This window comes from Syntrophomonas sp. UBA5494, from assembly GCF_002426325.1.
Map to the genome: position 1 here is coordinate 1 of NZ_DIPG01000038.1, position 23,206 is coordinate 23,206.

General features: G+C 51.7%; 24 protein-coding genes. 20 read left to right on the forward strand and 4 right to left on the reverse strand.

Going from position 1 to position 23,206, the window contains the following annotated elements:
* The 17 genes from B3W37_RS03755 to msrA all read left to right on the forward strand — a co-directional run.
* Positions 1-1,284 (forward strand): MFS transporter (locus B3W37_RS03755; protein ID WP_483174832.1); only part of this gene is annotated, 1,284 nt, incomplete at its 5' end.
* Between the two features lie 67 nt (positions 1,285-1,351).
* Positions 1,352-2,110 carry a cyclase family protein gene (locus B3W37_RS03760; protein WP_481041806.1) on the forward strand — a complete coding sequence of 253 codons (759 nt, stop codon included), beginning with the start codon at positions 1,352-1,354 and terminating at the stop codon, positions 2,108-2,110.
* 193 nt (positions 2,111-2,303) lie between these two features.
* Positions 2,304-3,602: an acetyl-CoA hydrolase/transferase family protein gene (locus tag B3W37_RS03765; RefSeq protein WP_483174833.1), complete on the forward strand. Its 1,299-nt coding sequence runs from the start codon at positions 2,304-2,306 to the stop codon at positions 3,600-3,602.
* A 44-nt stretch (positions 3,603-3,646) separates the two neighbouring features.
* Positions 3,647-4,789, forward strand: a complete 1,143-nt coding sequence (locus B3W37_RS03770; RefSeq protein WP_483174834.1) for an acyl-CoA dehydrogenase — start codon at positions 3,647-3,649, stop codon at positions 4,787-4,789.
* A gap of 17 nt (positions 4,790-4,806) precedes the next feature.
* A complete protein-coding gene (locus B3W37_RS03775; protein ID WP_481041800.1) occupies positions 4,807-5,232 on the forward strand; it encodes a MaoC family dehydratase in 426 nt (141 codons plus the stop codon).
* A gap of 27 nt (positions 5,233-5,259) precedes the next feature.
* Positions 5,260-6,729 (forward strand): 4-hydroxyphenylacetate 3-hydroxylase family protein, encoded by a 1,470-nt coding sequence (locus B3W37_RS03780; RefSeq protein ID WP_481041798.1) that lies wholly within the window; start codon positions 5,260-5,262, stop codon positions 6,727-6,729.
* A 102-nt stretch (positions 6,730-6,831) separates the two neighbouring features.
* On the forward strand, positions 6,832-7,152 hold the full coding sequence (locus B3W37_RS03785; RefSeq protein ID WP_481041796.1) for a hypothetical protein: 321 nt from the start codon (positions 6,832-6,834) through the stop codon (positions 7,150-7,152).
* 245 nt (positions 7,153-7,397) lie between these two features.
* Positions 7,398-7,544, forward strand: coding sequence for a six-cysteine ranthipeptide SCIFF (scfA, locus tag B3W37_RS03790; protein WP_481041794.1), 147 nt, complete (start codon positions 7,398-7,400; stop codon positions 7,542-7,544).
* A gap of 109 nt (positions 7,545-7,653) precedes the next feature.
* Positions 7,654-8,997 (forward strand): thioether cross-link-forming SCIFF peptide maturase, encoded by a 1,344-nt coding sequence (gene scfB / locus B3W37_RS03795; protein WP_483174867.1) that lies wholly within the window; start codon positions 7,654-7,656, stop codon positions 8,995-8,997.
* A gap of 153 nt (positions 8,998-9,150) precedes the next feature.
* Positions 9,151-10,422 (forward strand): peptidoglycan DD-metalloendopeptidase family protein, encoded by a 1,272-nt coding sequence (locus tag B3W37_RS03800; protein WP_483174836.1) that lies wholly within the window; start codon positions 9,151-9,153, stop codon positions 10,420-10,422.
* A 72-nt stretch (positions 10,423-10,494) separates the two neighbouring features.
* On the forward strand, positions 10,495-11,403 hold the full coding sequence (gene trxB / locus B3W37_RS03805) for a thioredoxin-disulfide reductase (RefSeq protein WP_481041791.1): 909 nt from the start codon (positions 10,495-10,497) through the stop codon (positions 11,401-11,403).
* Between the two features lie 68 nt (positions 11,404-11,471).
* The gene (locus B3W37_RS03810) at positions 11,472-12,323 is read left to right on the forward strand and encodes a peptidase MA family metallohydrolase (RefSeq protein ID WP_481041789.1); all 852 of its coding nucleotides are present in this window, start codon (positions 11,472-11,474) and stop codon (positions 12,321-12,323) included.
* An 8-nt stretch (positions 12,324-12,331) separates the two neighbouring features.
* Positions 12,332-13,576, forward strand: coding sequence for a UDP-N-acetylglucosamine 1-carboxyvinyltransferase (murA, locus tag B3W37_RS03815; protein WP_481043046.1), 1,245 nt, complete (start codon positions 12,332-12,334; stop codon positions 13,574-13,576).
* Positions 13,577-13,901: 325 nt separating this feature from the next.
* Positions 13,902-14,972, forward strand: coding sequence for a S1C family serine protease (locus B3W37_RS03820; protein ID WP_481041787.1), 1,071 nt, complete (start codon positions 13,902-13,904; stop codon positions 14,970-14,972).
* A gap of 50 nt (positions 14,973-15,022) precedes the next feature.
* Positions 15,023-15,502, forward strand: coding sequence for a 23S rRNA (pseudouridine(1915)-N(3))-methyltransferase RlmH (rlmH, locus tag B3W37_RS03825; RefSeq protein ID WP_481041785.1), 480 nt, complete (start codon positions 15,023-15,025; stop codon positions 15,500-15,502).
* A gap of 132 nt (positions 15,503-15,634) precedes the next feature.
* On the forward strand, positions 15,635-17,119 hold the full coding sequence (locus B3W37_RS03830) for a methyl-accepting chemotaxis protein (protein ID WP_483174838.1): 1,485 nt from the start codon (positions 15,635-15,637) through the stop codon (positions 17,117-17,119).
* Positions 17,120-17,219: 100 nt separating this feature from the next.
* A complete protein-coding gene (gene msrA, locus B3W37_RS03835) occupies positions 17,220-17,768 on the forward strand; it encodes a peptide-methionine (S)-S-oxide reductase MsrA (RefSeq protein ID WP_481041781.1) in 549 nt (182 codons plus the stop codon).
* 208 nt (positions 17,769-17,976) lie between these two features.
* Here msrA and B3W37_RS03840 read toward each other — a convergent pair whose 3' ends face one another.
* Positions 17,977-18,255 carry a hypothetical protein gene (locus B3W37_RS03840; protein WP_481041779.1) on the reverse strand — a complete coding sequence of 93 codons (279 nt, stop codon included), beginning with the start codon at positions 18,253-18,255 and terminating at the stop codon, positions 17,977-17,979.
* A 286-nt stretch (positions 18,256-18,541) separates the two neighbouring features.
* Between B3W37_RS03840 and B3W37_RS03845 the strand changes: the two genes are divergently transcribed.
* Positions 18,542-19,045: an RDD family protein gene (locus B3W37_RS03845; protein ID WP_481041777.1), complete on the forward strand. Its 504-nt coding sequence runs from the start codon at positions 18,542-18,544 to the stop codon at positions 19,043-19,045.
* A gap of 46 nt (positions 19,046-19,091) precedes the next feature.
* Here the strand turns inward: B3W37_RS03845 and B3W37_RS03850 are convergent, their stop codons facing one another.
* Positions 19,092-19,613: a hypothetical protein gene (locus tag B3W37_RS03850; protein ID WP_481041775.1), complete on the reverse strand. Its 522-nt coding sequence runs from the start codon at positions 19,611-19,613 to the stop codon at positions 19,092-19,094.
* A 356-nt stretch (positions 19,614-19,969) separates the two neighbouring features.
* Here B3W37_RS03850 and B3W37_RS03855 point away from each other — a divergent pair, with 356 nt between their 5' ends.
* On the forward strand, positions 19,970-20,776 hold the full coding sequence (locus B3W37_RS03855) for an MBL fold metallo-hydrolase (protein WP_481041773.1): 807 nt from the start codon (positions 19,970-19,972) through the stop codon (positions 20,774-20,776).
* A gap of 22 nt (positions 20,777-20,798) precedes the next feature.
* Here the strand turns inward: B3W37_RS03855 and B3W37_RS03860 are convergent, their stop codons facing one another.
* Together B3W37_RS03860 and B3W37_RS03865 are read right to left on the reverse strand one after the other, a co-directional pair.
* A complete protein-coding gene (locus B3W37_RS03860) occupies positions 20,799-21,272 on the reverse strand; it encodes a PaaI family thioesterase (RefSeq protein WP_481041771.1) in 474 nt (157 codons plus the stop codon).
* A 97-nt stretch (positions 21,273-21,369) separates the two neighbouring features.
* The gene (locus B3W37_RS03865) at positions 21,370-21,891 is read right to left on the reverse strand and encodes a peptidylprolyl isomerase (RefSeq protein ID WP_483174839.1); all 522 of its coding nucleotides are present in this window, start codon (positions 21,889-21,891) and stop codon (positions 21,370-21,372) included.
* 164 nt (positions 21,892-22,055) lie between these two features.
* On the opposite strand from B3W37_RS03865, the gene B3W37_RS03870 reads away from it, so the two are divergent.
* Entirely contained in the window at positions 22,056-23,186 is a 1,131-nt protein-coding gene (locus B3W37_RS03870) for an HD-GYP domain-containing protein (protein WP_481041767.1), read from the forward strand.
* Positions 23,187-23,206 lie beyond the last annotated feature (20 nt).

Sequence of the window (23,206 nt, forward strand, 5' to 3'; positions counted from 1 at the left end):
ATGGTTCCCTGGGGCCTGACCTACAGCCATTCAGCAGCTATTCTGCTGGCTTCCGGGTTCGGGGCTATCATAGGCGCGGCCGCGTTTGGTTATATCGCAGACAAAATCGGACGCAGGCCGATATTTATCTTTACCATATTATTCAGCGCCGTAATGACCGGTTTGATGTACTTTGTTCCCGAAGGGAACTGGCTGTTCCTGGTAGCGCTGCGCTTCCTGACCGGTTTGGCTTTGGGCGGCTTATACTGTGTTGACCTGCCCCTGGTGCAGGAGTTTGTGCCTTCTAAGTACCGCGGTCGGGTAAGCGGAATTGTGACTTCCTTCATTCCCATAGGCACTATGATTGCCAGCACCAGCGCGGCCTTTTTAACCCCCTTTATCGGCTGGAGAGGTTTGTTCCTGGTAGGATTGATTCCCGCCCTGTTATGCCTGTTAATTAGGATCTGGGTTCCGGAATCTCCCCGCTGGCTTATCAGCAACAAGCGGTTTGACGAGGCTGAGGCCGGAGTTGATTGGGTTACCGGGCAACACCATGACTTCCGCCAGGCCACGGGTAAAAAGGACCAATGGGTCGACGACCTGCCGCCGGTGGCTAAACAAAGTTGGAGCGAGCTCTTTAAGTATCCCCGCAGTATCATAACTACCTGGGGAACCAACATTGCTCAGCAGTGCGGCTATTATTGCTTCACCATGTGGGGCCCTGCCCTGCTAGCTTTGATCATGGGCCGGACTCCGCAGGAAGCTGCCAAATACTTTATATTCGTTACCCTGGGCGGCTTTATAGGCAGATGGTTCTGGGCCTTTATGTCCGACTTCCTGGGCCGCCGCACCAGTGGAATGATACTGGGAGCTGGTGCCGCTACCATGCTGGTTATCGCAATCTTCAACACCGGGAACTTTATCGGCGGGATCTCAGTGTTCTGGCTGTGCATGATCGGCATCTACTTCTTTGCTGACGGCGGGTTCGCCCTGGTAGGACCCTATGGTTCCGAAGTATGGCCTTCTCAGCTGCGCGCCGCTGGTATGGGTTCTGCCTACGGCATGGGCGGCATCGGCAAGTTGATCGGCCCCATGGTAGTTGCCTTCTTCGCCGGTTCATCCAACCTGGTCAGCCCCAAGGCAACCGCCGATGCCATCGGTTCAGTGTACCTCTTCTTGGCGGCATGTTTTGTCATCCAGGGCGTCTTGTTCTATTTCGCCCGGGAGACCAAAGGAAAAACCATGGAACAGATTGATATGGAACTTGAAGCGGAAAGAGCCAAGATGCAGCCGCAAACGGCTTAATCACAGTCAATACCTGATGACCGCATGACCTTTGAATTTTTAATTATATCTAATCGGAGGGTTTATCATGAGTGAAAACAACGTAAAAATCGATGTAGTCGAATTTATGGGCAAAAAGCTTAATTTCCTGGACTTAGGCAAGGATATCAGTCCGGATATCCCGGTCTATCCCGGCCATATGAAAACTGACTTCTGGTGGCACAAGACTCATGAAGAAACTGTATTCAGCCTGGGCGACAAGAGCAACTATAAACTTGGCTTTGGGGTGAAAGGGATCATAACCTGCGACCACACTTCCACCCATGTTGATGCGGTTTACCATTTTGATCCCAATAAATCACATTTATCAGTGGACAAGATCACCCTGCAGGAGTTGATCACCCCGGCGGCTTGGATTGACCTATCCTTTGTGCCCAACCGCACCCATATAACCCTGGATGCTGTCAAGAAAGGCCTGGATGCCGCGGAAGTAACCCTGAAGCCCGGCATGAGTCTCTTGTACTGGACCGGGATCGAGCCGTATGGTGTGACCGATCCGTTCTATTATCTGAGCCAATATCCGGGATTGGATGAAGAGGCTACTACCTGGCTTCTGGATCAAGGCTTATTGAACATCGGCACTGATGCCGCCAGCCTGGATACCCCTGCTGATCTGGATTATCCCAACCATTCGGTTCATGCCGAAAGAGAGGTAATCCATACCGAGAGCCTGGTGAATATCACCAAGATCCCGCGGCACAAGGACTTCTATTATGCTATGTTCCCGCTTAAATGGGTCGGCTTAACCGGCAGCCCGGTAAGGGCCTTCGCCATCTGGGAAGACTAGGCGGATAATAAACAAAACTAAATATTGAGGGCAACTGGGGGTCCCGGCAGCTCTGGAAAGCAGCCCAAGGCTGTCCCCCCTCTTCTCCAGGGATGAATTGCAGCAAAAATCATTACCAGGACCGGGACCCCATTTTAACTCAATATAAACATTTTCTTAAACAGGTATTTCCTTTGGCACTGGAGGGTGAGGTATGAAATGGCAGGAGCATTATAAGGATAGGACCTGTACAGCGGCAGAAGCTGTGCGTTGTATAAAATCGGGCCACACGGTAGTGGTTGCCCACGCTTGTGGTGAACCGAGGTCATTGACCGGGGCCATGAGCGACAGGTACGCCGAACTGGAAAACGTCAAAGTAGTGCACAGAATAGGTATGGGTGAGTGCAGATATGCTCAACCCGGAATGGAGCCGAGTTTCCGCCATGTGTCCCTGTTCGGCGGCCCTAATACCAGGCAGGCTATCAATAGCGGCCGGGCCGATTATTTACCCAGATTTATATCAGAGATTCCGGCGTTGTTTATAAATGGGATTATACCGGTAGATGTAGCACTAATAACAGTTTGCCCGCCGGACCCGCATGGTTATTGCAGCCTGGGAATTTCGGTGGACTACACGCTGCCTGCGGCTAGAAAGGCCCAAATAGTTGTTGCCGAGGTTAACGAGCACATGCCCAGAACCCACGGTGATTCCTTTATGCATGTCAGTGAGATCGATTACTTTGTTCACAGCAACCGGGAATTGATGGGTATAGAGCGGGCCCCATTCACCGCAGTGGAAGACGCCATAGGCAGCTATGTCAATACCTTGATCAAAGACGGGGATACCTTGCAACTGGGAATCGGAGCTATTCCTGACGCAATATTGTCTTATCTCAAGGGCAAGCATGATCTGGGGATTCACACCGAGATGTTCTCCGATGGGGTAATGGACCTTACGGAAATGGGTGTGATCAACGGCTCGCGGAAAACACTGCATAAGAACAAGATCGTCTCCACCTTTATGATGGGCAGTAAAGAGCTTTATGCCTGGGTAAACGATAATCCCTTTATTGAGATGCACTCGGAAGATTACGTAAACAATCCCTATGTTATCGGTCAGAACGATAACATGGTCTCCATAAACTCTGCTTTGCAGGTTGATGTTCTGGGACAGGTAGCGGCTGATCAGCTGGCTGGCCAACAATACAGCGGGGTAGGCGGACAGGTGGATTATATCCGCGGTATTCACCTCAGCAGGGGCGGCAGATCTATCATCGCCATGCCGTCAACCGCCGCCAAGGGTAAAGTCAGCCGCATTGTGCCCGCGCTGTCACGGGGAACAGCGGTAACTACCAGCCGCAATGAAGTGAGCTGCATTGTTACAGAATACGGAATTGCCATGCTGGAAGGCAAGACCAACCTGGAAAGACTTGAAGCATTGGTAGCTATAAGCCATCCTGATTTCAGAGATGAAATCATGGCGGAAGCCAAAATACTGTACTACGGCGCCTAAGACATTGATGCTGGTACCAACAAACAGAAAGGATGAATTGATAAATGGATTTCAAACTGGGTGAAGAGTATGAAATGCTTAGACAATCAGTTAGGGATTTCGCCGAAGGAGTCCTGGCTGCCGGAGTTGTTGATAGAGATGAAAAAGAATATTTCGATCGCTCCATTTACGAGAAGATGGGCGAACTAGGACTTACCGGAATACCTTTCGAGGAAAAATACGGCGGGGCCGGCATGGATTATCTGGCCTATGCTATCGCCGTGGAAGAACTGGGCCGGGTGGACGCTTCGGCCGCCGACACCCTTTCCTCCCACGTTAGCCTGGGGGCCTGGCCGATATGGAGGTGGGGAACTGAAGAGCAGAAGATGAAGTACCTGGTTCCTCTGGTCGAAGGCAAGAAATTGGGGGCCTTTGGTCTTACCGAAGCCGGTGCCGGCTCTGATGCTGTTGCCATGACCTGTAAAGCTGTTTTGGATGGAGACAACTATATATTGAACGGAAGGAAAATTTTTATAACCAATGCCGGAGCCGCAGATACTTATGTAGTGTTTGCCCGCACCGGGCCCAAAGAAATGAGGAGTAAAGCTTTCAGCGCGTTCATAGTTGAAAAAGGAACTCCGGGATTCACTTTCGGCAAATTCGAAAAGAAGATGGGGCTCAGGGGCACGCAGAACTGCGACCTGGTCTTTGAAGACTGCCGCATTCCCAAAGAGAACCTGTTGGGCCAAGAAGGCGAAGGCTTTAAGATGTCTATGGAAACACTGGATGGCGGAAGAATTGGTATCGCTGCCCAGTCGGTAGGCATAGCCCAGGGGGCTTTCGAATTAGCCTTGGCTTACGCAAAACAGAGAGTGCAATTCGGCAAACCTATTTCAGCTTTGCAGGCCATACAGTTCAAACTGGCCGATATGGCTTTGGAAGTCAAGGCATCGCGCCTTCTAACCTACGACGCCGCCTGGAGAAAGAGCCAGGGTCTGGATTTTGGAACTGATGCCGCCATGGCCAAGCTCAAAGCTTCGGAAACCGCCAACCGGGCGGCCAATCAAGCTGTGCAGATTCATGGAGGCTATGGATACACCCGCGATTATCCGGCGGAAAGAATTATGCGGGATGCCAAGATAACCGAAATCTATGAGGGAACCAGCGAGATTCAGAGAGTAGTCATAGGCAACGCCATTTTACGTTAAGCGGAGGGAAGCAGAACATGAATTACAGCGAAAAAATCAAGCATTGGGAAGATATGAGTGTAGGCGATTCCGCTTCATTTACCAAAACCATCACCGAAACCGATGTTATTCTCTGGGTTGGTTTAACCGGGGATATGAACCCCATTCACATCGACAAGGAATACAGCAAGACTACACGCTTCGGGGATGTTATCGTACCTGGATTAATGGTGGCAGGACTTATTTCCACCACGGTTACCATGGCTACCTTTGGCAACGTTTATGCCAATCAGAACATCAAATTCCTCAAGCCGGTATATATTGGCGACACCATTACCGCCACCGCAACCATTATAGAAAAGCTGGAAGACAAGCACATGGTCAAACTGGAGACCAAGTGTGTTAATCAGAAGGGCGAAGCGGTCATGATCGGCCAAGGCATGGAGTATATCCTGAAGGAATAATGGAAAAATGGGGAGGGTTTGATAAAAATGGCCTTGAAGACAGCGCAACAATACCTGGATGATCTTAGATCAAGAAATATTGAATTATATATGTTCGGCGAAAAAGTTGAGAACTATGTGGATAATCCCATTATCAGACCGTCGATCAATTCTGTGGCTATGACTTATAAACTGGCCTTGGATCCGGAATATGAGGATATCATGACTGCAACCTCCAACCTGACCGGACAAAAGATCAATCGTTTCACCCATTTGCACCAGAGTACTGAAGATCTGATCAAAAAAGTCAAAATGCAGAGACTGATGGGGCAGAAGACCGGTTCCTGCTTCCAGCGTTGTGTGGGGATGGATGCCTTCAACGCCGTGTACAGCACCACTTATGAAATCGACCAGGCTTATGGAACCGAGTACCATCAGCGCTTCGTCAAATTCCTGGAATACGTGCAGGAGAACGATATGGTGGTAGACGGTTGCATGACCGATGCCCGGGGCGACCGCAGCAAATCACCCGCACAGCAGCCTGACCCCGATGCTTACCTGCATGTGGTGGAAAGACGGGAAGACGGACTGGTGGTGCGGGGCTGCAAGCTGCACCAGACCGGGATGATAAATTCACATGAGATACTGGTTATGCCCAACAACAGCCTCAAGGAAGACGAAAAAGACTGGGCAGTATGTTTCGCAGTTCCGGTGGACGCGCCGGGGATGATCTATGTTTACGGCCGGCAGGCCAGCGATACCCGCAAACTGGAAGGCGGAAAGGTGGATATCGGCAATATCCATTTTGGCGGGCAGGAAGTAATGACCATTTTCAATAACGTTTTTGTCCCCTGGGAAAGGGTTTTTATGGATGGAGAAACCGATTTCAGCACTATGGTGGTGGAGCGATTCGCCGGTTACCATCGCCAGAGTTATGGCGGATGTAAAGTAGGGGTAGGCGACACCCTGATCGGCGCCGCCAAGGCGATCGCCGATTATCAGGGAGCCTCCAAGGCTTCCCATATCAAAGACAAACTGGTGGAGATGTGCCACTTAAACGAGACCCTGTATGGCTGCGGGATTGCCTGTTCAGCCGAGGGCAGGAAGACTGCGGCGGGAAACTATCTGATCGACCAGCTTCTGGCCAATATCTGCAAGCAGAATGTAACCCGTTTTCCGTATGAGATCGCCCGGCTGGCCCAGGATATAGCAGGCGGCTACTTTGTTACCATGCCCTCTGAAAAGGATTTCAACAACCCGGACATCGGACCTCTGGTCAAGAAATATTCCACCACCCGGAATGATGTGCCGGTCGAACACCGGCAGCGCATGGCCCGGCTGATTGAAAACCTGACCCAGGGAGCAGCCGCAGTGGGCTATTTGACCGAGTCCATGCACGGGGCCGGGTCGCCTCAGGCCCAGAGAATCATGATCACCCGGCTGGTGGATATGGAACACCGTAAGGAACTGGCTGAAAATCTATGCGGGGTAAGGGAGAATCCTGACATAGATTGGTAAACACCGTGGGCGTTGAAAACGCTGCGGGAGCAAAAAGGGGAGGGGGCATGCCCCTTCCCTTTTGCTTCTGTTTGGATTTGGTCCATTGCAGAGGGGGAAGTTATGAAGTTGTATATCAAGTACTGCGGCGGCTGCAATCCCGTTATTAATCGCAAAAAGCTGGTCAACGAAGTTGTGAGCCAATTAAAACAGTACACTGCGCTTGAGCTTACAGAACAAGGAGCGGATGTGGGTCTGGTTGTAGGCGGGTGCCCGGTTTGCTGCGTGAACCTCGACGAGATCAAAGCAAAAGCCAGGAGTTTCGTCCTGGTAGGAGGGGAGCTGGTAAACGGTATCAAGGTGCCTCCCGAGCAGCAAGCCGGCGTTGTAGTGCAGCAGATACTAAAGAGCGCTGATCATAACCGGCTGGGCGAGGTATCATGATGCACTCATCCGCAGTTCCTGGAAGGTAAAACAGAATACAGGCCCGCCGGGTGCTGACAGGTTTGACATAATTGACTAAACCCGGCCATATATTATAGAATATCCCTGTTAGATTGATGCTGTGGGAAAGCTGATTAAGAACCGGCTGAAACATGGATAAAAATTGGCGCCGCGTGGCCGGGGCAATGATTTCAGCACAGCTGGTCCCGAGATTTTTTCTATTGTAATAGGGGGAGGATCCATTCATGAATAAACATATCGCTACCATCATCAAGCCCAGTATAAAAAAGTCTGAAAATACCACCAACTGCCGCGAATGTGCCACTTCATGCCAATCCGCATGTAAAACATCCTGCACCGTGGGCAATCAGGTGTGCCGCCAGGAAGCATAGCTTGATCATGAACAGGGGCAAAGCCCCTGTTTTGACGTGCCTATAATTTGCTGGCCGCGGTGGGAGGGATCGTCTTCTGTTCTGGCAAGATTATGACTACAAGGCCAACCTGCATGTATTTCCCTGGAAAGATGATTATTTTGCGGTCGATGTGAACAGCGGCGCGGTTCACGTCCTGGATCAGCCTGCCTATCTTTTGCTGGCCGCTCTTATGGAGACCCATGGCGATTGCCGGCAAGCCCGGGAAAGACTGGCAGATCAATTGCCCGCCCACACCCTGGATGAAGTCTGGCAGGAGATTGAACAGCTGCATCAACAGGGAGCGCTTTTTACCGAATTGGATGCGGTGCGGGTGGACACCGGCCAGATGGTCCTCAAGGCATTGTGCCTGAATGCGGCCCATTTGTGCAATATGAATTGTAAATACTGTTTCGCCGCACAGGGCGACTTTGGTATGAAACCCGGATTGATGAGTTTTGATGTAGCTCAAAAAGCGGTGGATTTCCTGATCGTTCACAGCAAAGGGCGCCGGCACCTGGAGATCGACTTTTTCGGCGGGGAGCCGCTGCTGGCGGCGGGGATGTTGCAGCAACTGGTTCAATATTGCCGGGCTTTAGAACCTATTCATAACAAGGAGTTCGCTTTTACTTTAACGACCAACGCCCTCTTGCTCGATACAGATATTATAGAGTGGGTAATAGCCAATAAAATCGGGGTGATTTTGAGTCTGGACGGACGTCAAAGGGTGCACGATCAATACCGTCCTTTAAAAGACGGGTCAGGCAGCTATGCTGCGGTTGTCCCCAAAATTAAGGCCATGGTGGCGGCAAATCCAGTCTCTTACTATGTACGCGGCACCTTCACCAGGCAGAATCTGGATTTTGCGGAAGATTGCCGGCATCTGCTGGAATTAGGTTTTTCAGCGCTTTCCCTGGAGCCGGCGGTAGGGCCTGACAACGGATATGCCATTCAGGATGCTGACCTCCCCCGGGTAAAGCAAGAATACGAGCGCCTGACCGAGATTCTGATGGAGCGTTCCCGATCGGGACAGGCGGTGCACTTCTACCATTTCAATCTGGATATGCAGAAAGGACCCTGCCTGGCTAAGCGCTTGACCGGCTGCGGCGCCGGGGTGGAATACCTTACAGTCACTCCGGAAGGGGACCTGTATCCCTGCCACCAGTTGGTGGGAGAAGCCGGTTTTTTGATGGGCAACGTTGTTCAGGGAGACATTGATTACGGCATTAAACAACGTTTTTCGACATGCCAGGTTCATGATAAGGAATGCGTCCGGTGCTGGGCCAGATACTATTGCGGGGGCGGCTGCCTGGCGCAGGCCTATCTGCAGAATGGTGATTTGAACAAGCCTTATCCGGTGAGTTGCGAGATGCACCGCAAGCGGGTGGAGGCTTCGATTTTCCTGGATTATTATAGGCGAATAGGAAAAACATGATCAAAAAAGCAGGAAAAATAGTACCAGGCATAGAATATAGATAACGCTAAATAAAAAACTATGGAGAATTTTGTCATGATTGCTTATTTACGACAACGGAAGCAGCTCGTGCCAGCTAGCTGTATTACCTTGGCTTTTATGATCTTTTCTTGTATGTGGCTACTTGCCGCCAAAGCCTCCGCCATCGCCGTAATCGTTGATGGTGAAACCCAATTTCTGGTAGCATCCCGCCAAGAAGTCCTACAAACCCTGACGCAAATGGAAATAGATAAAGAAGGCCAGGTGGGTTTTGACCTGGAGATGAGCAATGAAGTGGAATTCAAAGAGGTTTTTGCTCTTTCCTCCAAGCTGGTTCGCGCCGAACAGCTGGCGGCCTTGCTGGAACAGAAGGTTGACTTTAACGCCGTTGCGACAACTATCATGGTAAACGGCCAGGCTGTAGTCAGTCTGGTGAATGAGGACGAAGCCCGGCAATTGGTGGAACAATTCAAGGGCGAGTTTGGAAGTGTTGATCAAGGCGAAAAGCTCATTCAGCTGGGATTTGAAGAACAGGTCGAGGTAGTCGAGGAAAGGGTTGCGCTGGATCAGATCTGTACCCGCGAACAGGCCTATGATCTCATCAAGACCGGTACTCTCAACCCCGAGAAATACATAGTGCAGGAAGGCGACAACCTGTGGCTGATTGCACGGCGCAATGATACATATGTGGATGAAATCAAAAAGTCCAACAACCTTGCTTCAGAAAATTTAAGCCTGGGTCAGGAATTGATTGTGGTCAAGACTAAACCCTTGCTCACCGTAGTCGCTCAGGTTGAGGGCGAAAAGGTGGAGGCCATTCCTTATGAAACCCAGGTGGTTGTGGATGCCAGCGCGCCGGCTACGGTCAGAGTAAGAGAACAGGGCAGTGACGGAGAAAAGAAGATCACCTACCAGGCGGTCAAAAAGAATGGGGTCATCGCAGCGCGAGAGATTACCAGTGAAGAAATACTCAAGAATCCGGTAGCCCGGGTTTTGGTCAAAGGCAATCAGGTGGTACAGGTGGCATCACGCGGCAGTTCCGGCATCAGCAAAGGCGTCCTGGATTGGCCGGTTTACGGGCCTATCAGCCAGTATTATCGGGGAGGACACCCGGCTATCGATATTACCGGAAAAACCGGTACCAGCCTGCGGGCCTCAGGCAGCGGGTATGTTGTATCCGCTGGCTGGAATGGCGGGTATGGCAAATGCGTCGTCATCGACCACGGCAATGGCTATTCTACCCGTTATGCGCATTGCAACAGCCTCAATGTATCTGTGGGGCAAAAGGTATCCCGGGGGCAGGTTATCGCTACCCTGGGCAGCACCGGACGCAGTACCGGTCCCCATTGCCATTTTGAAGTGATGTACAACGGTTCAACTGTGAACCCCTTGAGTGTTTTGAAGTAATGATAAATAATTCACCCTGGCCGTCTCTGGCCGGGGTTTTTATATTTTGTGTACTAAAAGGAGGCAGACCCAGTGTATGATGTAATAATCCTCGGTGCCGGACCGGCCGGGTTGGCTGCGGCGATTTACACCGGACGGGCTAAATTGTCTACCCTGGTTTTGGAAGCAGCTATGGTAGGCGGCAATGCCGGCATTGCCGATCTTATTGAGAATTATCCCGGTTTTCCTGAAGGCATCAATGGCAGCGAGCTGATGGCCCGTTTTAGGCAGCAGGCCGAAAACTGCGGCGCCGAGATCCGCTATGATGAGGTCCTGGATATCGAGCGGTCAAGTCGAGGCATCCTGGTAAAAACCCGCTGTGGAGAGTTGACCGCGCGAGCGGTTTTAGCGGCTACCGGAGCCAGGCGCAGGGAATTGCAGGTCCCTGGAGAGCAGGAGTATTTGGGGAGAGGGGTTTCCTACTGTGCCACCTGTGATGGCTCCTTTTTCAGGAATAGTCCAGTAGCGGTGGTCGGGGGCGGAGATTCAGCAGTAAAAGAAGCCTTATACCTGGCCGGCATCGCTTCAGAGGTTTATCTTATACACCGCCGTGAGGGCTTCCGTGCCCATCAGGCTCTTGTGGAAAGAATGCACAGCAATGAGCGTATTGTTCTTAAGCTTAACCAGGTGGTCCAGGGGATAGAGGGCGATCAGAGCGGGGTCAAACAGCTCCTGGTAAAGGATGTCAACGATGGCAGCATCAGAACCATACCGGTCGAAGGCGTATTCGTCAGTATCGGCATGGTGCCGGCCGTTGGCTTTCTTGAGAACCGCCTGGAGACGGACAGCGGTTATATCGTGGTCAATGAAGAGCTTATGACTTCCATGCCCGGTGTTTTCGCGGCTGGAGACATCTGTTCCAAAAAGGTAAGGCAGGTTGCCACCGCAGTTGGGGACGGGGCTCTGGCAGGGGTAGCAATTACTGAGTATTTAAAGGAGTAGCACCAGGATTTGTCTTGTCATTCCCCAAGACCGGCATAGTATAATGGGATGCGAGGGGAGTGGGAATTTTGTCGTCCGTTAGATTTGATGGGGTCAAGGTGCCCCTGCTTTTAATTACTGTATTTATCATTATTATGATTTTGGTCAAGAACAGCCATGTTCTGCAAAGGTTTATGGTCAATCAGGAAATCCGTTTGAGCACCTCTCAATATGAGGTTACCAGCACGGAGCATTTTGACGTTAAATATCTGCCTATTGATGAGGCCTATGCCCCTATGGTGGCCGCTGTGGCAGAAGATGCCCGCCAATCGGTAAGCGGCATGTTCGGGGAACAGCCTCCAGAGCGAACTACCTTGATTATTTATCCCGACAGCGCCAGCTTGGCCAAAAGTTTTGGATGGAACAAAAACGCCAAGGCCATGGGGGTCTACTGGGGAGGATCGATCCGGGTCTTATCGCCTGGGGAATGGCTGAAAGAACCCAGTCAGGAGGCCTTTATCCGGGAAGGTCCGGTTTATCATGAATACGCGCATCTTATGGTGGATGAGGTCACAGAGGGGAATTACTCACGCTGGCTTACCGAAGGCATAGCCCAGTATGTGGAAAAGCACCTGACCGGATTTGAATTTGCCAGTCCGGCGGTCAGGAACAGGGAGGTCGCCCTGTATTCGCTGCGTCAGCTGGATAAAGACTTTGACAGCCTGGAAGAAAGCGTAGCTTACTGGCAGTCTTTACAGATAGTGGAGTATATTGTCGATCATTACGGAGAAGCTGCCATATGGCAGATCCTCAATGACTTGGGTGATGGTTATCAAATCGATGGAACGGTGGAGAAGACCCTGGGATTGAGTTATGAACGCTTTGAGGATGAAATGCTCACGGCTTTGGAAAAAGAATGGATTAGAGGGTGTAAGGTTTGAACAACAGGATGATTATAACTGGAGGTAATCCTCTTTTTGGCAAGGTGCGCGTCAGCGGCGCGAAAAATGCCGGCCTGGTATTGATGGCGGCCAGCATCCTGGCGGAAGGTGAGACCATACTGGACAATCTGCCCCGCATCCGGGATGTTGAAGTGATGACCCAGATCCTCAACGAGATAGGGGCCGACACCAGGTGGAACTCTGACGACAGTCTGTCTATACTGGTCCCCGGAGGGTTGCTTGGCCGCACCACGTCTTACGAACTGGCTAAAAAACTCCGGGCCTCCAATCTCTTGATGGGCGCCTTGCTGGGGCGCCAGGGAGAAGCGGTGATTTCCCTGCCGGGCGGATGTGATATCGGTTCCCGGCCTATGGATCTGCATCTTAAGGGTGTACAGGCCCTGGGGGCGATCACCCAGATCGAACATGGCTATATATACGCTCAAAGCCATAAACCGGGGGGAGCCCGGGTGTATCTGGATTTCCCCAGCGTCGGCGCCACCGAAAATATTATCATGATGGCCAGCCGCACCCCGGGTATGAGTGTGATCGAGAATGTGGCCAAGGAGCCGGAAATCGTCGATCTCGCCAATTTTCTCAACTCCATGGGGGCCCGCATCAGGGGAGCGGGAACCGATGTGATCAAAGTTGAGGGGGTTTCACAGCTGAAGCCCTGCCGCTACGCCATCATACCTGACCGGATCGAGGCCGGAACTTATATGGTTGCTGCTGCCATATCCGGCGGGGAAGTAAAGGTGCAAAACGTCATCCCCACTCATCTGCATCCGGTTATCGCCAAGCTGCAGGAGACCGGGGCCTATGTTGAGGAATGCGATGAGGGCATATTGGTCAGGGCAGGGGAAAACATCCATCCGGTAGACATCAAGACTTTGCCTTATCCTGGCTTCCCCACAGATATGCAGTCCCAGATGATGGCCCTGCTATGCCGCAGTCAGGGCTCAAGCGTCATCGTGGAGAATGTATTTGAAAACCGTTTCCAGATCGTTGATGAGTTGAAGCGCATGGGCGCCAACATTAAGGTAGAGGGCCATACCGCTATTGTAGAGGGGCAGCCCCTTTTGTGCGGCGCCCGGGTGAAAGCCACCGATTTGCGCGCTGGAGCAGCCCTGGTTTTGGCCGCCCTGGCCGCCAGGGGCGAGACCATAATCGACGATGCCGGCCATATTTTCAGGGGCTATGAGAAGATGCCCGAGAAGCTGACCAGACTGGGGGCGGCGGTGCGAACCGAGTAATTTCCCCCCTGATTAAATCCGGGCACATTGCTATAACCATATCAGCCCAGAGGCCTTCAGGCCTCTTCAGACCGTCGACAAAAGCGAATAACTGCGTTGCTCAATAGGTCCGCTCAATCAACGTACTATTTGTACGCCTCAATCGCGGTCTTATTGAGCGCCTTGCTCTTCGCTTCCGTCGTTCGCTCTGCCCAGCTTGTTGACTTTATCAACAAGCTGAAGAGGCCTGAAGGCCTCTTTTTTTATGGGCAGATATCATGGAATAATTAGTTCTCAGCAGCACAAGCTATAGGGAAAAAAAGCAGGGATTGGATGTGATTCGTTGATGAAAGAAGTGGGAGTAAAAATCTGGCTGGTCTTTGCCGGCTGTTTTTGCACCGGTTTGCTGCTATTTACCCTATTATACACTGGTTTGGGAAATAGCCAGCCAACGGTCGTTCCACAGCAGACGGAGGGGAGCATCAGTGAGGTGGCGGCTGCAGTAAGCCCTTCGATTGTGGGCATCAATAATTTTCAGCAACAAGGGGATGTTTATGATCAAATCAGCGTTGAGAGCACCGGATCCGGCGTTATTATTGACTCTGAAGGGCATATCGTCACCAATAACCATGTGATCAAAGGGGCCGATCGCATAACCGTTACCCTGGCAGACGGAAATGAAAAGGAAGCTCAGCTTATTGGCGCAGATCCCCAGACCGATTTGGCTCTGATTAAAATACAAGTGGATGGCAAGCTTTCGCCCATCATCTTTGGAGATTCCGAGCAGTTGGTAGTCGGCCAGCAAGTAGTGGCAATAGGCAATCCCCTGGGTCTGCGTTTTGCTCGTTCGGTTACGGCTGGAATCGTCAGCGGCCTTAACCGCTTGCTGGCTACCGAGGAAGGCAGCGCTTTTCGCCTGATTCAAACCGATGCAGCCATCAACCCGGGCAATAGCGGCGGGGCTTTAGTCAACCTGGATGGGCGGCTGATGGGTATCAACACCGTAAAAATCGTCGAAGCCGGTTTTGAAGGCATGGGTTTTTCAATCCCTTCCAATCAGGTGCAAAAAGTGATCGATCAGCTCAAGCGTCATGGCAAAGTGATACGCCCTTTTCTGGGGATAAGAATTCTGGGGGAGATAAATGGAGAACAAGCCCGGCATTTCAGCCTTCCCAGCCAATCCGGGGTAGTGGTGGAACCGGTCGCTAAAAGCCCGGCCGCTAAAGCTGGAATCAAATCTTACGATATAATTATCAGCATCGATAATGAGGATGTGGCAACCGGCCTGGAGCTGCAGGAGAAGATCGCTAACCGCAAGGTGGGGCAGAGCATAGAAGTTAAACTGCTGCGTCTGGTGGGGGGCGACCTGTCTCAGGCTCAGGTGATAACCGTTCCAGTGGTACTCCAGGAAGGATAACCACCTGAGAAGATCCTGGCCACAGGCCTTTTAAAGGGAGCAGTGCAGTTTTGAAAATACGTATAATTTCCGTAGGGAAAATTCGGGAACCGTTTTATCAGGCCGGAATTCAAGAGTACGTTAAACGCCTCACCCCATACAGCAATGTGGAACTTGTAACTGGTTTTGAGGAAAAGGCCCCGGCCCGGCCTGGCGATCAAGACATCATTCAGGTAAAACAGAAAGAGGGGCAGCGCATCCTGCAGCAGATCGCTCCCGGGGAATACCTGGTATTATGTGATGTGCAGGGACAGGCCGGCAGTTCTACGGAACTGGCAGCCAGGGTCGGGCAATGGATGCTGAGCGGCAAATCCCGGATTAACATTGTAGTCGGCGGTGCTTACGGACTGGACAGGGGAGTAATAGAAGCTGCTCACGAGCGGATATCACTCTCCAGGCTGACCTTTCCGCACCAAATGGCGGTGTTGATACTGGTTGAACAATTATACCGCACTTTTAAAATACTACGCGGCGAACCGTATCACCACTGACATTAACAAATGCCATATTCACCAAGATTAGAAATCATCTTGCCAAGATAAACTGCAGGCTTTAGAAGTTGATCAGAAATACGGGAGTATGGGCTTTAAAAAAGAGAAGGAGAAAGCGGGAGGAGGACTATAATGACAAACATAGTGATCGTAGGGGGAGGGATGGGCGGCAGTACCATCCTGAGGTCATTCCACGGTATCGACACATTCCGGGTTTTGGGTATTTGTGATGTAAACCCGGCGGCTCCCGGTATGCGGCTGGCACAGGAACTGGGGATACCGGCCTTTTCAGATTTAAAAGAGATGCTGCAATTGCCGGCACTGGACATTATCATTGAAGCCACCGGAAATGGCCGGGTGCGCGAACAAGTGATGACTGCCAAGCCCGATCATGCCACATTGATGGATTCTGCCGCCGCCAATCTAATGATGACCTTCGTAGAAGAGCATGAAAAGGTTTTAAACCGGGCGCGCAGCAAAAAGCAAGCCTTTCGCACCACCGCACCGTTTCTGGTGCAAACCTATGGACGGGACGGAGTGATCTATTTTAGCACTGACCTGGAACGTTTTGACTTTGTGGAGAACCATAATATCAACGTGGCCGGTATTCGTGTCGGGGAGCGCCTTAATCAGGACGGACCCATTCAGCGCTGTATCAGTCAGGGACGCGCTATTTCTCAAGCGGTTGATGAAAAAGTCTATGGCATACGCCTGTATGTGTGGGTAATGCCGATTTTCGAGGCTGAGGATGAGAAAAAACCGGTGATAGGCGCCTGTGGGGTATTTGCCCCCAAGCTGCATCCGGTTGCCAAGGCATTTGACATCTTTGCGCCTATCATCATTGAATCTCAGCCAGAAGGAGCCTGGGTGGGGGTGACGGACCTGGAGAAGGTCACACATCGTATGGGCTCTGACAAATTCGACCTCAAGGAGTTTGTAGCCGGAACCCCTCTGCAGGACGGAGACACTGGCTCAGCCACTATCAGAGCCCGGCGCAAGACCCAGGTGGATATCGCTACCAAGAAGTACGGCAATATGCGTATGTTGGGAATCCCCCTCTTTGACGAGGACAGCGGCGAGCTGGTTGGATCATTTGGCATTACCACCCCCAGAAATCTGGCCCGTGATCTGCAGGAAATGGCAGCCAAATTAAGCCTGACCACCGCAGAAATCGCCGAAGCCATGCAGGGTATTGCCGAATCAGCCGGCGAAATCACCCATACCGAAGGCCAATTGGCCCAGCATATCAGAGCTGTTCAGGATAATTCAGCCAGTATCAGTGAGATATTAGGCTTTATTAAGAGCGTGGCCGACCAGACTAAGATGCTGGGTTTGAATGCGGCAATTGAAGCAGCCCGGGCAGGAGAACACGGACGCGGATTCGGAGTGGTGGCCGAAGAAATCCGCAAGCTATCGGACCAATCCAAACAAACCGCCGATGAAATCGGCAAACTGATCCGGGAGATAGACAGCACCGTGAAAGAAGCAGTTGCGGCTTCAGAGGGTACAGTACAGCAGAGCCAGGAGCAAGCCGCATCTACTGAAGAGATCACTGCTTCCGTGATGGAGATGGCCCAGATGGCGGAGAAGTTGACCGGAGTTGCCAAGACCCTTTAAAAAGGGCTACAAGGGGGCCGGACACAAGCCCGGCTCCTATTTTCATTCTGAAGGAAAAATACCCCGGTGGGGCAATATATTCTAAAAGGGGTTTTGAAATATGGAAAGGGAACTTAAACCGGTCCCGGGTGTGGCTACTTTTGCCGGGGGATGCTTTTGGTGTATGGCGCCGCCGTTTCTAAACCATCCCGGAGTCACCGAGGTGATTTCCGGATACACCGGAGGTCATTTGGAAAACCCCAGTTATGAGACGGTATGCAGCGGCGGAAGCGGACACTATGAAGCCGTGCAGGTTTTATATGATCCGGCCCAGGTCAGTTATGAAGAACTCCTGCAGATATTCTGGCAGCAAATCGACCCCACCGACGCCGGGGGGCAATTCTATGACCGCGGGGAATCCTATCGGACTGCGATATTTTATCATGATGAGGCTCAGAAGAGCGCTGCCCTGGCTTCAGTTAAACAACTGGCCGGGAGCGGCCGCTTTAAATCTGCAGTAGTGACCAAGGTTTTGCCGGCCGAAGCCTTTTATCCCGCCGAGGATTATCACCAAGGCTATCACGAAAAGAATCCCTTGCATTACAAAAGCTACCGTCTGGCTTCGGGAAGGGACGCTTTTATCCGGCATTATTGGAAACCGCCCCAATAGCCGGGGAAAGAAGGACTGTTTTCGGGCTGCATATAGGTGCAGTCCAGAATCAGGCAGTTTCATGATATGCCAGGTCTTATTTGAGGTCATGTAAATCGCAGGAATCCAGGGTTTGTTTATGTTATTATAGATGATATGATGGGCTACTGGCCGCAAAAGGCCGCTCCACGCTTTAGGATGCGCAGAGAAAGAAGGCTGTGCTCATTATTTATTTAAATAGCTGATATTCCTGCAGCAATCGATCGTGTTCGATCTGCAGCTGGGCGGATAGGTGCTCATTTTCAGGGCTGACAAATTGCTGGGCTTGATAGATGCGAAGCAATGCTTCATGAACCCGGTTTTGGGCATATTCGATCTCCTGCATGGTCAGTCCGATCTGGGCCTGCATTACACTCTGATGTGCTGACTGAGCGCAGTCAAGGGCTTCGCTTATGGATTGGCCGGCCTGCGCCAGGAATCTACCGCTGCGATCCAATTGTGTCAACATAAAGCCTCCTTAGCCAGTAGTCTTGCTTACTATCAATATTTCCCAAGAACAAGATTTTTATAGAATGAGGCTTAAAGTTTGAGGCATATAGTTAGCCTAAGACAAAACCGGGAGGGGTTGAAGGAGGATGCGTTGTCCATTTTGTAGAGAGAGGATTCCCCAAGGATTAACGGAGTGCCCGGAGTGTTATGAGTCTTTGTTGGTACAGCAGCCCGAGTATTGCCCGATATGCGGAAGCGTTTGGAGAGAGGGCAATTTCTATTGCCGGTTTTGCGGGTCGCGATTGATGTGGATGCTAAATGAAGGCCTGTTGGAGCAGGAGTGCCCTGTCAAGAATGAGGTCAGGGAAACCCCGGAGGGGCTGGTATTGGTGGGGTTTGTACACCGGGCTATCGCCGGTGTTTTGGACACGGTAGTCATTCTTGCTATCATAGGGTTTTGGATGCCTCAGGCGGCCAGCCTGACATTTACCTGGCAAAGCCTTGTTTCCGCCGCGTTCTGGGTGGGGCAAAGCAGGGCTTTATTGACCGTTTTTGGACTAATGGTGTTGTATTATACTGCTTTTGAAGGCCTGCTGGGCTTTACCCCCGGCAAGCTGATCGCGCAGATCAAGGTGGTCGGTCAGGATGGTTCCAAAATAGGGATATTTGCCGCCTTATTGCGCAATCTCTTGAGAATCGTCGACATCCAGTTTTTCTGCCTGGTGGGGGCTGTACTTATATGGAAAACCCCTTTGCAGCAGCGCTGTGGGGATTTGGCGGCTAAAACCATAGTGGTTCGATTACTATAAAAACAGGGGCCCTGGCAGTGACACCAGGGCCCGCTTTATGATGGCGTTATTCTTTTTGTTGAGCTGCAGCAATGACGCCATTGCCGTCTTCGGTGCTGAAAGTGGCGCTCAAAGCCCAACCGGTCTTTTCTGCCATTATATATGTACCCTCCGGGGTATTGGTGGTCGTGGCTATGGTCCAGCCGTTCGATTCCAGGTCGGCTTTGTATTTATTGATCTGGTCAACATTGCCGATTTCTTCATACCAGACCATAATGGTTTGGCCCTTTGTAGTTTTGGCTTCACTGACGTTTGAGATCTTGGCTCCGTTCAACTGTGGAACATCAGCCGGCATACTCTTCGGCCAGGTCAAGTCTCCACCGGTCTTAAAAGAGGAGCTCCCATCCTTGGAATCCACTTGGACTTCGCCGTCATTTAGATCCACCTTGACCTCTCCGCCAGAAGCCGATTCGAGGGCTTTTTCAGTGGCCTTTTCGCCAATCTGGCTGCAGCCTGCTGCCAAGGCTGAGAAGGCGAAAACCAGCATTAATAACACAATCCAACCTGAATGAATCCGCTTGTCAAACATAATAAGTCCTCCCATCTCTCATAGATATGCCTCCCATATCGGTTAGCTTGAGATTTATCCCTCCTTTAGCCCTGAATTCCTAAATAAGGCGTAACCGGGCTTCCCGCCCGGAGGAAATTTCATCCAGTTTATCATATCTGCAGGAATATTTTACTAGAAAGAAGGACTCTGGGAAATGACAAAATTTTTACATTGCCCGCCGGCTGCAAAATGGGTACGGGAGTGATGATGAAGGATAGGCAAGTCAGGCTGATTATGTTAACATATTAGATTGTGAGGGGTTCGATTGCTTATTATGGAATTACCTGGTGGAAGGCTGCTGGTTAAGGGGAATTCCAGCTAAAGAGGAAAGGTTAATGATTGAGATACATATACTGGCTAGCGGAAGTACCGGCAATGCCGCCCTGTTTCAATTCGGTTCCACCTCTATCCTGATCGATGCGGGCATCAGCGCCCGGCGTATCGCCAATGGGCTCAAAGCGGTGGGGAGCGATGTCAGGGCGATTGATGCCATCCTCTTGACCCATGAACACAGCGACCATATTAAAGGGGTCGAAGTCCTGGCGCGCCGCTTTCAGATCCCGGTTTATTCACGGGCCAAGACCTGGGAGAGGCTTCCCTTCAGAGACAACATTCCCGGCAGATGCTGCTGTTTACTCGACGATACCATGAAGATTGGCCCGGTGGACCTGGAATGCTTCCGCATCTCCCATGATGCCGTTGATCCGGTAGGTTTTACCTTTCATTACCGCCAGCGCAAACTGGCTTTTGCCACCGATGTGGGCTCTATAACCAAAACAGTCGTTGACGCTCTTTCCGGGGCGGATGTGGCGGTGCTGGAGGCTAACCATGATCGGGAGATGTTAGCCAAAGGACCTTATCCGGGCTTCCTCAAACAGCGCATCAGCAGCGGCAGGGGACATCTCTCCAATGACCACAGCGCTCGAATCCTGGCCCAGATAAAAATGAAACCTGGATTGCGGGTCTTCCTGGCCCACCTCAGCCAGCAGAATAACCGCCCCGATATAGCTGAAGACACGGTGGCCCGGTATCTGAGAAAGCAAGGCTGCGATGTGGGGCGCGAAATCATTCTGCATCAGACCCATCCTCAACAAGCGGTGGGGTGCCGGGTGCAATCGTGGCTAAACCAGCCGCGGCCATAACGTCTGGGATTCATAACTTCCATCAATCCTCTGGAACTTTCCAATGTTCCTTCTCTTGCTGCCAGTTCCACAGCTCATAATATTCCTGCGGCGGCCTCAAGATCGTAGCTTTGCAGGACGCCAGGCATTTTCCGTCCTCAAGGCAAATCTCTGCAGCAACCTTGGCTCGCATACTGCCCCCCTTAATAACCCAGCCGGTAACCGTAAGCGGTGTATTGGTCGGCACCGGGTGCCGGTATTTAACCTCCAGGCTGGCGGTAACAAAGAGGCGGTCATTCCCACCATCGATCATTATCGCCCGGCCTGAGGTTTCATCCAGGATAGCGGCAACAATGCCACCATGAACGAATCCGGGATAGCCGTTGAAGTGTTCCGGGATTTCCAGTACGGCCCGGACCTTTCCCTCTTCGGGGTGATTGAACCACACCATTTTCAGACCGATATTATTTTCCCGGCCGCATAAAAAACAGGTCCGGGAAACAGGTTGTTTGTTCATTACAGTCCTCCTGTAGACTATCTCTTGAGATGATTGGCGGAGTGGGGTTAGGGCTGGCCGGTATCATAAAAGAAACCGGCCGCTTTTCCCCTGACCGTTATTTCTTTTCAACCGGGTGATACTCCACTCCGAAGGTATCCACCTGAGCGGCTTTTATACGCTGGTCGTTTAGAGGCCGGTCACGGAAGTCCCGCTTTTGGGCGACAATATCATCCACCGCTTCCATCCCTTCCAGGACCTTGCCGAAAGCCGCGTACTGTCCGTCGAGATGAGGCGCCGCTGCCACCATGATAAAGAACTGGGAGCCGGCAGAATCTGGATGCTGGCTGCGGGCCATGGACAGGACCCCGCGATCATGCCGCAGGTCATTTTTAATGCGGTTGGCTGCGAATTCGCCCTGAATACTGTAGCCCGGCCCGCCGGTTCCTGTACCCTGGGGACAGCCGCCCTGAATCATAAACCCGGGGATAACGCGGTGAAAGGTGAGGCCGTCGTAGAAACCGCTTTTCACCAGGGATATAAAGTTATTGACCGTATTAGGGGCCGTTTCGGGATAGAGTTCGGCCTTGATAATGGCGCCATGTTCCATTTCGATTGTAACAACCGGTTTGGTAGTCATAACATCTTCCTTTCACGTTTGCTAGGGCTATTATACCAGATATGAAGATGAATTCCATTTAACCTGGGCTAGAGGCAGTTTATGAGCAAGGCTATATCTTGAGAAAGATTGTGGATTATAATAAGAATCAATACCAGAAATAGTGACGGAAAGAGTGATGGCTTATGAACCTGAAGTCCTATATAATCGCCGCTTTGGCCGGAACCGCCCTGCTGGTGGCCATAGCCGGGACTGTTCAGCTGCCCCAGTTGGCCACAGCCCTGTTGTTCTTTTTGCTGGGGCTGGCGGTAACAGTTTCGGGAGCAGCCTATTTCAAAAACCTGCAGACCCTTAATTTACAGGGCAGGGTTATCAGCGGGATTGCAGAATTGCACCTTAAGCCCGATGGGGAGGAGGCTCTACAGCAAGTCGAAAAGATTCTTAATAGAATGTTTCCCAGGGCTACACTATACCGTTATCCATTCTCGGGGCAGAGCGGTCCCATCACAGAGTGGGAACCAGCTTCCCGCTTAGCCCGGCAAAGCCTGGAAGAGAGCCGGGCCCTGATTATATATGGGCGGGGAGAAGAAGATATCCAGTTGCCTGCCGGGATTGAGAATCTGGCCGTAGTGCCATTAGGCAGCCTCAATCTCCAGGCTTTGTTTATGATCAATATACCGCCGCAAGTCGGCCCTAGGAATCTGAAGACGGTGCTGGAAGCCCTGCTGAATCATCTGGGGGTCGTGTTTGGCCGGGTTGAGCTTAAGCAGCAGGAACAGCAACGCTGTGAAACACTACTGGGGGCGGCTGTTCAAGCCATGGAAAGCCATCAACCCGTATTTATAGGTCATGCCCGGCGGGTAGCCCGCATCAGCCGCCTTATCGGCCAGCGTCTGGGGATGACAACAGAAGAGCTGCAGCAACTGGTCTACGCGGCCTTATTGCATGATATCGGCAGGTGGACGGCCGCCCCGGAGGATGAGGCCGAAATGGACCATGCTTCTTTAGGCCAGCAGATGATCCCGGCCCAAGAATCCCTGGCAGCCGTAAAATCAGCGGTCTGCCATCATCATGAACGCTATGACGGCAGCGGCTACCCTTTAGGCCTGAAGCACACCGATATACCCCTGGCGGCCCGAGTAATCGCAGTGGCTGACATATATGACGCCCTCACCAGGCTGGCGGATGAGGAGGAGGCCTATGATCATGACCAGGCCCTGGCGATAATCAAAAAAGCCATCGGTACTCAATTTGACCCCCTGGTGGTAGTAGCATTTGAGGAGGTGGCAGCGGAGCCAGGGCAGGATCGCTCTTAGCAAGAGTCTTTTGTCCTTAT